This is a genomic window from Streptomyces sp. NPDC055189 (assembly GCF_053606765.1).
Window position 1 is genome coordinate 18871 of sequence record NZ_JBSGSG010000110.1, and the last position, 8856, is coordinate 27726.

An 8856-nucleotide genomic window follows, 5' to 3' on the forward strand; every position below is an offset into this window, starting at 1 on the left:
GACTGAACATTACGCCTGATGGCCTGTGCTGAAACCGGGTTCGACGGCACCGTTTCGATCATTTTCCGATGAACCCGCAACGACCGCCGAAGAAGCGGGGAGTGCGAGCACCCGCGCCGTGGCCAGCAGGACAAGCAGAGCGGCGACGCCGGCGAGCCCCGGGACGGCGAAGCCCCACACGGTCCCGCCCCATTCGACGACGGGACCCGCCGCGGCCGTGCCGAGCGACGCGCCGACCGTGAACGTGGTCACGAGCCAAGAGAACGCCTCGGTGACGGTGCCCCGCGGGGCATGCCGGTCGACGATGATGAACGCGCACGCGAGCGCCGGAGCGAGGAAGACTCCGGCGACGGCGGCGAGCCCCGTCATGGCGACCGCGCCCGGCGTCAGCGTCAACGGCCAGTAGCAGAGCGCCAGCAGGGCCACCAGGACCGTGAGGCGCTTCTCCGGGACGCCGGCCCACTGCCGCGCCCCGTACACGGATCCGCCGACGAGGGCGCCGAGTCCGAGGGCGGCCATCATCCAGCCGTACACCGCGTCGCCGCCGTTCCCGTCGGCGTACGACACACCGGCGACGGTGATGGAGCCGAGCGCCATGCCGATGAAGAGGAACGCGCCGAGCAGCGCGATGAGGCCGGGTGAGCGCAGCGCGCCGAGCCAGTGCGCCTCACGGGGCGCCGAACGCCACGCGCGCGAGGGCTGCGACACCACTACGGAGAGGGCGCCGAGCACACCGATGGCGTTCACGACGAGCAGCGCGGCCTGCTCCGACCAGAGCGCGACGCAGCCCGTGACGAGCAGCGGTCCGACGGTGAACATGACCTCCTGGGCGATGGCGTCCATGGCGTACGCCGTGTGCACCTGCTCCTCCTTGCCCAGGACGCCGGGCCACAGCGCGCGCAGGCCGCCCTCGAGCGGCGGCGTGAAGAGCCCGGCCACGGCCACCGCCACGTACGCGGGCGCCAGCGAATCGGGCCCGGTGAAGGCGAAGGCGGCCATGCCGAGGGCGGAGACGACCGCGGCCGGGAGCTGGATCCGGGGCTGTCCGTAGAGGTCCACCAGGCGGCCGAGCAGCGGCTGCCCCACCGCGTTGGCCACGCCGTACACCGCGGCGAGGGCGCCGGCCAGGCTGTACGTCCCGCCCTCGGCGCGGATGAACAGCACGATGGCGATCGGGGCGGTCGCGTTCGGCAGCCGCCCCACCAGCGTGCCCGCGAGCAACCGTCCCGCATATCTCGTCCGGAGGATCTCCGCGTATCCGGCAGCCATGCTTCCCGCCCCTTCCCCCTGCTTCGGTTCCCCCGCACCGACGCGCCGAGGTTTTACGTATAACGTCGAGGGTCATACGTACCATGAGCGCTCACCGCGGGTCCATCCGAAAAGCATCCCGCGGGCGCGATCAGGGAGGTACCAGGAGTGGCCGGGCCACAGCAGGAGGCCGCGGGGCCACGCCCCACGAGCCGCGACGTCGCACGCGCCGCCGGGGTGTCCCAGGCCACCGTCTCCCTCGTGTTCGGCGACAAGTGGCGCGGCCGGGTCGCCGAGCGCACCGCCGAACGCGTCCGGGACACGGCCCGCGAACTGGGCTACCGCCCCAACCTCGCGGCCCGCAACCTCCGCCTCGGCCGTACCAGGACGGCACTCCTGGTCGTCCCCGCCCTCACCAACGAGTTCTTCGCCCGCGTCTACACCGGAGCCGCCCGCGTCGCAGCCGAGCACGGCTTCGAAGTGGTCCTCTACCCCTCCCCCGAGGGCATCGGCCCCGCCCGCGCCCCCTTCGACTCCAGCCGCGCCGCCCTGGACGGCATCCTCGCCTCGTCCATCGCCTCCGACGCACTCGCCACCATCCAGGGCGACGGACTCCCCCTGGTCATGCTCGACAGCGACCCGGCGGGCAGCCTCGGCGCGGCCACCGTCAACCTCGACATCGGCGACGGCATGCGCCAGGTGGCCGAGCATCTCCTCGCTTTGGGCCACCGCGACTTCCTGCACTTCGCCGCGGGCGTCGACTCCTGGACCTTCGACGTGCGCTCCGAGGCCCTCGCGACGGCGCTGAGGGGCACCGGCGCGGCCGTACGCACCGTGCGGGCACTCCTCACCGTCGACGACGCCCGCACGGCCGCTGAAGCCGCTCTCCGCGCTCCGGGGCCCCGCCCCACCGCACTCGTCTGCGACGACGACATCCTCGCCGCCGGGGCCTGCAAGGCGGCCCGCCGCCTCGGCCTGCGCGTGCCCGAGGACCTCTCCGTGACCGGCTTCGACGACCTCACCCTGGCGACCGCCGTGGAACCCGAACTCACCACCGTGCGACTGCCCGCCGAACGGTTCGGCGAACGCGGCATGACGTCCTTGCTCGCCGTCCTCGACGGACGCACGCCCCGGACCGACACCCTCCCCGTCGAGCTGGTGATCCGCGGCTCGACGGCGCCCGCCGCCCGCTAGCCCGCCACACACGCGTACGCCCCGTGTCCGGCCACAGGGCCGGGACACGGGGCGTACGACGAGACGGACTACTCCTCGGCGGAACCGGACTCGGTCTCCGGCTCTTCGTTGTCGGACGCGGCGTCCGTGGGCGCCGAGGCGCCCCCTTCGAGCAGCCGCGCGAGCTGGCGCCCGACGATCCGCTTGAACTTCCGCTGCTGCGGCCTCGTACGGTCGAGGACCGCGACCTCGAGCCGCTCCGCGGGGATCTCCCGCTCGCTGCCGTTGGTGTCGCGGGACAGCGACTGCACGGCGAGCTTCAGCGCCTCGGCGAGCGACATCCCGTCACGATGACGCTGGTCGAGGTACGTGCTGATCTGTTCGGCGTTGCCGCCGACCGCGACCGAGCCGTGCTCGTCCACGATCGAACCGTCGTGCGGCAGCCGGTAGATCTGGTCGGCGTCGGCCGTGGCGCCCACCTCGGCGACGACCAGCTCGACCTCGTACGGCTTCTCGGCCTGGCTCGAGAAGATCGTGCCAAGGGTCTGGGCGTAGACGTTCGCGAGACCGCGGGCCGTGACGTCATCGCGGTCGTACGTATATCCGCGGAGGTCGGCGTACCGCACGCCGCCGATCCGCAGGTTCTCGTACTCGTTGTACTTGCCGGCGGCCGCGAAGCCGATCCGGTCATAGATCTCGCTGAACTTGTGCAGCGCACGGGACGGGTTCTCGCCGACGAACACGATGCCATCGGCGAACTGCAGCACAACAAGGCTGCGACCACGGGCGATGCCCTTGCGGGCGTATTCCGCCCGGTCGGCCATGGCCTGCTGGGGTGAGACATAGAACGGCGTCGACACCGGCTATCCGTCCCTTTCTGTCAGTGACTGAAGTCAGTGGCGAATACGGATCGATCAGAGCAGCGAGGCCCGCGGGCCGTCGGGCTGCTCCAGACGCCGCTCAAGAATCGAGCGGGCGATCTCGGAGGACTCGTCGTCCGTGAGCCTGCGGAATCCCTCGTCGGAGATCACGGTCACGATCGGATAGATCCGGCGAGCCACATCCGGGCCACCCGTCGCCGAGTCGTCGTCCGCGGCGTCGTACAACGCCTGGATGACGAGCGTCGTCGCCTGCTCCTCCGTCAGGTCCTTGCGGTAGAGCTTCTTCATCGCACCACGCGCGAAGACCGAACCGGAGCCGGTGGCCGCGAAGCCGTGCTCCTCGGAACGGCCGCCCGTGACGTCGTAACTGAAGATGCGCCCCTTCTCGCGGTCCACGTCATAACCGGCGAAGAGCGGGACAACGGCCAGGCCCTGCATGGCCATTGCCAGATTCGACCGGATCATCGTGGAAAGACGGTTCGCCTTGCCCTCCAGGGAGAGCGTGGCCCCCTCGACCTTCTCGAAGTGCTCGAGCTCCAGCTGGAAGAGCTTGACCATCTCCACGGCGAGACCGGCGGTGCCGGCGATGCCGACCGCTGAGTACTCGTCGGCCGGGAAGACCTTCTCGATGTCGCGCTGCGCGATGACATTGCCCATGGTCGCCCGCCGGTCACCGGCGAGCACCACACCGCCGGGGAACGTCACCGCGACGATCGTCGTGCCGTGCGGCGCCTCGATCACGCCCTGCGTGGGCGGCAACGTCCGGTTGCCGGGCAGGATCTCGGGCTGGTGCTCGGACAGGAAGTCCATGAAGGACGAGGACCCGGGCGTCAGGAAGGCAGCCGGCAGACGCCCGGTGCTACGAGTGTTGGCTTCCACGCGTTTCCTTCCAGATATGCGGCCGCACGGCGGACGGTGTCGGGATGTTCCCCCAACTTGCCGATGGCCGAATTGCAGTTGAAGCACAGTACGAAGGGACCCTACCCGGCTCTCGGCAGTGATCCACATGTGCGGCTGGGGCACTTGGGCAGCGGCCCGGCAATCCGTCACGCGTTGCCGGTACCGCACGCACCTTCACCCGACTTGCCCGCTATTGCCCGCCCTTTTGCACAAATGAGCGAACAAAGTCCTCTGCGTTCTCCTCGAGGACGTCGTCGATCTCGTCGAGGACGGAGTCCACGTCGTCGCTCAGCTTCTCCTGGCGTTCCTTGAGGTCCTCGGAGCCCTGTGCTTCCTCTGTCTGCTCCTCGACCTCCTCGGTGGAACGCGTCGCCTTCTGCTGTCCGCCGCCGGTGTCCTTGGTCGCCATCTACCTCACCCCGCTCGTTCGGTTCGATGCACTTGATCAGACCCTATAAGCCAGGTCTGACATCGGCCCCGTAGTTACTGCAACGTCCGGGCACCACCTCGATGATTCCCACACGCCGGGTCTTTCAGCCTCCGGAGAGCACCCGTACCAGATCCTCTGCCGTGCGGCAGCGGTCCAGGAGCTCCTTGACGTGATTCCGCGTGCCGCGCAGCGGCTCCAGTGTGGGCACACGCTGGAGGGAGTCGCGGCCCGGCAGGTCGAAGATGACCGAATCCCAGGAGGCCGCGGCCACGTCGTCCGCGTACTGCTCGAGGCAGCGGCCGCGGAAGTACGCGCGCGTGTCCTCAGGAGGCTTCGTCTGGGCGCGCTCGACCTGAGGCTCCTCCAGGAGCCGTTTCATCTTGCCGCGGGCCACCAGACGGTTGTACAGGCCCTTGTCGGGACGTACGTCCGCGTACTGCAAGTCGACCAGGTGCAGCCGCGCCGCGTCCCAGTCGAGACTGTCGCGGCGGCGGTAGCCCTCCATGAGCTCCCGCTTCGCCACCCAGTCGAGCTCTCCGGAGAGGCTCATCGGGTCACTCTCGAGGCGGCCGAGGACGTCTTCCCAGCGGCTGAGAATGTCCTTGGTCTGCTCGTCGGCGTCGGAGCCGTACCGCTCCTCCACGTATTTGCGGGCCAGCTCGAAATACTCCATCTGGAGCTGTACGGCGGTGAGTGTGCGGCCGCTGCGGAGCGTGATCAGACGCTGCAGCGTCGGGTCGTGGGAGACCTGGTGCAGGGTGCGCACGGGCTGGTCGACGGCGAGATCCACCGCGATGAAGCCGTCCTCGATCATGGCGAGAACCAGGGACGTGGTGCCGAGCTTGAGATAGGTCGAGATCTCGGAGAGGTTCGCGTCGCCGATGATGACGTGCAGGCGGCGGTACTTCTCCGCGTCGGAGTGCGGCTCGTCCCGGGTGTTGATGATGGGCCGCTTGAGTGTGGTCTCCAGGCCCACCTCGACCTCGAAGTAGTCGGAGCGCTGACTGAGCTGGAAGCCGTGCTCGTGGCCGTCCTGGCCGATGCCGACACGGCCCGCGCCCGTGACGACCTGCCGGGAGACGAAGAACGGCGTCAGGTGGCGCACGATGTCCGAGAAGGGGGTTTCCCTTTTCATCAGATAGTTCTCGTGCGTGCCGTACGACGCGCCCTTGTTGTCGGTGTTGTTCTTGTAGAGGTGGATCGGCTGGGCGCCCGGCAGCTGCGCGGCCCGCTCGGCCGCCTCCGCCATGATGCGTTCGCCGGCCTTGTCCCACAGGACGGCGTCCCAGGGATTGGTGACCTCGGGTGAGCTGTACTCGGGGTGCGCGTGGTCCACGTAGAGCCGCGCACCGTTGGTGAGGATCACATTGGCGAGACCGATGTCCTCGTCCGTGAGCTGACTGGCATCGGCGGTCTCACGAGCGAGGTCGAAGCCCCGTGCGTCCCGCAGGGGATTCTCCTCCTCGAAGTCCCAGCGGGCGCGTCGCGCCCGGTGCATCGCCGCGGCGTAGGCGTTGACGATCTGGGACGAGGTGAGCATGGCATTGGCGTTCGGGTGGCCGGGGACGGAGATGCCGTACTCCGTCTCGATGCCCATTACTCGCCGTACGGTCATGCGGCCCTCCTTGCCCGGCGGCGCTCCCGTTCGGGTGCGGCGCTCAAGTACCGCTGGTTCTCCGGTGCGTGTGCGGTGCCCGTCCCCGCACTGCGCGACTCGGCGGTACCGAAGAGCCTAGAGCGCCTTTGCGCTGGTGGGGAGATCATTGCCTTCATTGAAAAACAGACAGCTGCGGGTACCCACGAAGGACACCCGCAGCCGCCCTGTCTTCTACAGGTACTGACCGGTGTTGGCCACCGTGTCGATGGAGCGTCCGGTGTCCGCGCCCTGCTTTCCGGTGACGAGCGTACGGATGTAAACGATCCGTTCGCCCTTCTTGCCGGAGATGCGGGCCCAGTCGTCCGGGTTGGTGGTGTTGGGCAGGTCCTCGTTCTCCTTGAACTCGTCGATGCAAGCCTGCAGGAGGTGGGCGACCCTGATGCCCTTCTGGTCGGCGTCGAGGAAGGCCTTGATGGCCATCTTCTTGGCGCGTCCCACGATGTTCTCGATCATGGCGCCGGAGTTGAAGTCCTTGAAGTACAGGACTTCCTTGTCGCCGTTGGCGTACGTCACCTCGAGGAAGCGGTTCTCCTCGGACTCCGCGTACATCTGCTCCACGACGGACTGGATCATGCCGTCCACGGTGGTGCGCCGGTCGGCGCTGTGTTCGGCGAGGTCGTCCGCGTGCAGCGGGAGCCGCTCGGTGAGGTACTTGGCGAAGATGTCCTTCGCCGCCTGGGCGTCGGGGCGCTCGATCTTGATCTTCACGTCGAGTCGTCCGGGCCGCAGGATCGCGGGGTCGATCATGTCCTCGCGGTTGGAGGCACCGATGACGATGACGTTCTCCAGGCCTTCCACGCCGTCGATCTCGGCGAGCAGCTGGGGGACGATGGTGTTCTCCACGTCCGAGCTGACTCCGGATCCGCGGGTGCGGAAGAGGGATTCCATCTCGTCGAAGAAGACGATGACGGGGGTGCCCTCGCTCGCCTTCTCCCTCGCACGCTGGAAGACCAGGCGGATGTGACGCTCGGTCTCGCCGACGTACTTGTTGAGGAGCTCGGGTCCCTTGATGTTGAGGAAGAAGCTCTTCCCTTGTGCCGCCCCGGTCACCTCGGCGACCTTCTTGGCAAGGGAGTTGGCGACGGCCTTCGCGATCAGCGTCTTGCCGCAACCGGGAGGCCCGTACAGCAGGACACCCTTGGGCGGCCGCAGTTCGTGCTCCTTGAAGAGGTCCGGGTAGAGGTAGGGCAGTTCGACCGCGTCGCGGATCAGCTCGATCTGGTTGCCCAGACCGCCGATCTGCTCGTAGCCGATGTCCGGGACCTCTTCGAGGACGAGCTCTTCGACCTCGCTCTTGGGGACCACTTCGTAGACGTAGCCGGAGCGGGGTTCGAGCAGCAGTGCGTCGCCGGGGCGGATGGTGACGTCGAGGAGTGGTTCGGCGAGCCGGACCACCCGCTCCTCGTCGGTGTGCCCGACCACCAGGGCGCGCTCGCCGTCCTCGAGGATCTCCTTGAGGGTGACGATGTCGCCCACGCTCTCGTACTCCATGGCCTCGACCACGTTGAGCGCTTCGTTGAGCATTACTTCCTGGCCGCGCCTGAGCTCTTCGAGCTCCACGCTGGGGCTGACGTTCACCCGGAGCTTGCGGCCCCCGGTGAAGATGTCGGCCGTGCCGTCCTCGTTCGCCTCGAGGAAGACTCCGAAGCCGGCCGGCGGCTGCGCGAGCCGGTCGACTTCCTCCTTGAGGGCCACGATCTGGTCGCGGGCCTCACGGAGCGTGTTGGCGAGCCGCTCGTTCTGTGCGGATACGCCGGCCAGATTTGTCTGCAGCTCGACGATCCGCTCTTCGAGAATTCTCGTATGCCGCGGAGAGTCGGCGAGCTTGCGTCGCAGGACGGCGATTTCCTGCTCGAGATAGGCAACCTGACCGGCGGGGTCTTCAGACCCTCGTCCCGGCCGGATGCCGCGGTTGATGTCGTCGTCGTGGGCTGCCACGGTCCTCACCTCCTCCAAGGGGAGCTGGACGCTTCCAGACCCTACCTGGGTGGGTGTCGATTGAAACCCCTAGATCACAAAGACGGTCGAGGTGTGTCCGATCTTCACCCTTGCGCTCTCCCTCACATCAGGTGGATACCCACCCAACAACATCGGAAAGCGGGCGGTTGTATCGTCGAAGCGTTCAACACCCGTCAGGGCTGGCCCGACTTGCCCCGAGTCGGCGCGCTCGACGCAGCGATCGGCAGGAGAGATGACCGTGCAGAACGAAGCTGGGACCGGCCCCGAGGGCCGCGATCTCCTGGAGGTCTGGATCGACCAGGACCTCTGTACCGGCGACGGCATCTGCGCGCAGTACGCGCCCGAGGTCTTCGAGCTGGACATCGACGGTCTGGCCTATGTGAAGAGCGGCGACGACGAGCTCCTGCAGACGCCAGGCGCCACAACGCCCGTACCGCCGACGCTTCTGCGTGATGTGGCGGACTCGGCCAAGGAGTGCCCCGGCGACTGCATCCACGTGCGCCGCGTTTCGGACAGCGTGGAGGTCTACGGCCCCGACGCGGCATGAGGCCGCCGTCCCGGCCATGAACAAGGGCCTGTATCCGCCGGTCGACCGGCGGATACAGGCC

Annotated in this window: 9 protein-coding genes; 2 read left to right on the forward strand and 7 right to left on the reverse strand. The window is 68.1% G+C overall.

What is annotated here, in order from left to right:
• Nucleotides 1-9: 9 nt before the first annotated feature.
• Nucleotides 10-1269: an MFS transporter gene (locus tag ACWFR3_RS41940; protein ID WP_453739983.1), complete on the reverse strand. Its 1260-nt coding sequence runs from the start codon at nt 1267-1269 to the stop codon at nt 10-12.
• 147 nt (nt 1270-1416) lie between these two features.
• Here ACWFR3_RS41940 and ACWFR3_RS41945 point away from each other — a divergent pair, with 147 nt between their 5' ends.
• Complete coding sequence (locus ACWFR3_RS41945; RefSeq protein WP_453739984.1) at nt 1417-2442, forward strand: LacI family DNA-binding transcriptional regulator; 1026 nt, start codon at nt 1417-1419, stop codon at nt 2440-2442.
• A 68-nt stretch (nt 2443-2510) separates the two neighbouring features.
• On the opposite strand, the gene prcA is transcribed toward ACWFR3_RS41945, so the two are convergent.
• The 6 genes from prcA to arc form a co-directional block, all read right to left on the reverse strand.
• Nucleotides 2511-3281, reverse strand: coding sequence for a proteasome subunit alpha (gene prcA, locus ACWFR3_RS41950; RefSeq protein WP_453739985.1), 771 nt, complete (start codon nt 3279-3281; stop codon nt 2511-2513).
• A 54-nt stretch (nt 3282-3335) separates the two neighbouring features.
• On the reverse strand, nt 3336-4181 hold the full coding sequence (gene prcB, locus ACWFR3_RS41955) for a proteasome subunit beta (protein ID WP_453739986.1): 846 nt from the start codon (nt 4179-4181) through the stop codon (nt 3336-3338).
• Nucleotides 4133-4237, reverse strand: a complete 105-nt coding sequence (locus ACWFR3_RS41960; RefSeq protein ID WP_453739987.1) for a hypothetical protein — start codon at nt 4235-4237, stop codon at nt 4133-4135. Before ACWFR3_RS41960 ends, prcB begins: the two co-directional genes overlap by 49 nt.
• A 155-nt stretch (nt 4238-4392) precedes the next feature.
• On the reverse strand, nt 4393-4611 hold the full coding sequence (locus ACWFR3_RS41965) for a ubiquitin-like protein Pup (RefSeq protein WP_249590985.1): 219 nt from the start codon (nt 4609-4611) through the stop codon (nt 4393-4395).
• Between the two features lie 124 nt (nt 4612-4735).
• Nucleotides 4736-6247 carry a depupylase/deamidase Dop gene (gene dop, locus ACWFR3_RS41970; RefSeq protein WP_361196729.1) on the reverse strand — a complete coding sequence of 504 codons (1512 nt, stop codon included), beginning with the start codon at nt 6245-6247 and terminating at the stop codon, nt 4736-4738.
• A 213-nt stretch (nt 6248-6460) separates the two neighbouring features.
• On the reverse strand, nt 6461-8227 hold the full coding sequence (gene arc / locus ACWFR3_RS41975; RefSeq protein WP_453739988.1) for a proteasome ATPase: 1767 nt from the start codon (nt 8225-8227) through the stop codon (nt 6461-6463).
• A 253-nt stretch (nt 8228-8480) separates the two neighbouring features.
• Between arc and ACWFR3_RS41980 the strand changes: the two genes are divergently transcribed.
• Nucleotides 8481-8795: a ferredoxin gene (locus ACWFR3_RS41980; RefSeq protein ID WP_453739989.1), complete on the forward strand. Its 315-nt coding sequence runs from the start codon at nt 8481-8483 to the stop codon at nt 8793-8795.
• Nucleotides 8796-8856: the final 61 nt, after the last annotated feature.

Coding starts and splice junctions, on each gene's coding strand:
- ACWFR3_RS41940 (WP_453739983.1), bottom strand. CDS start 1,269: ATGGCTGCCGGATACGCGGAGATCCTCCGGACGAGATATGCGGGACGG.
- ACWFR3_RS41965 (WP_249590985.1), bottom strand. CDS start 4,611: ATGGCGACCAAGGACACCGGCGGCGGACAGCAGAAGGCGACGCGTTCC.
- dop (WP_361196729.1), bottom strand. CDS start 6,247: ATGACCGTACGGCGAGTAATGGGCATCGAGACGGAGTACGGCATCTCC.
- ACWFR3_RS41980 (WP_453739989.1), top strand. CDS start 8,481: ATGACCGTGCAGAACGAAGCTGGGACCGGCCCCGAGGGCCGCGATCTC.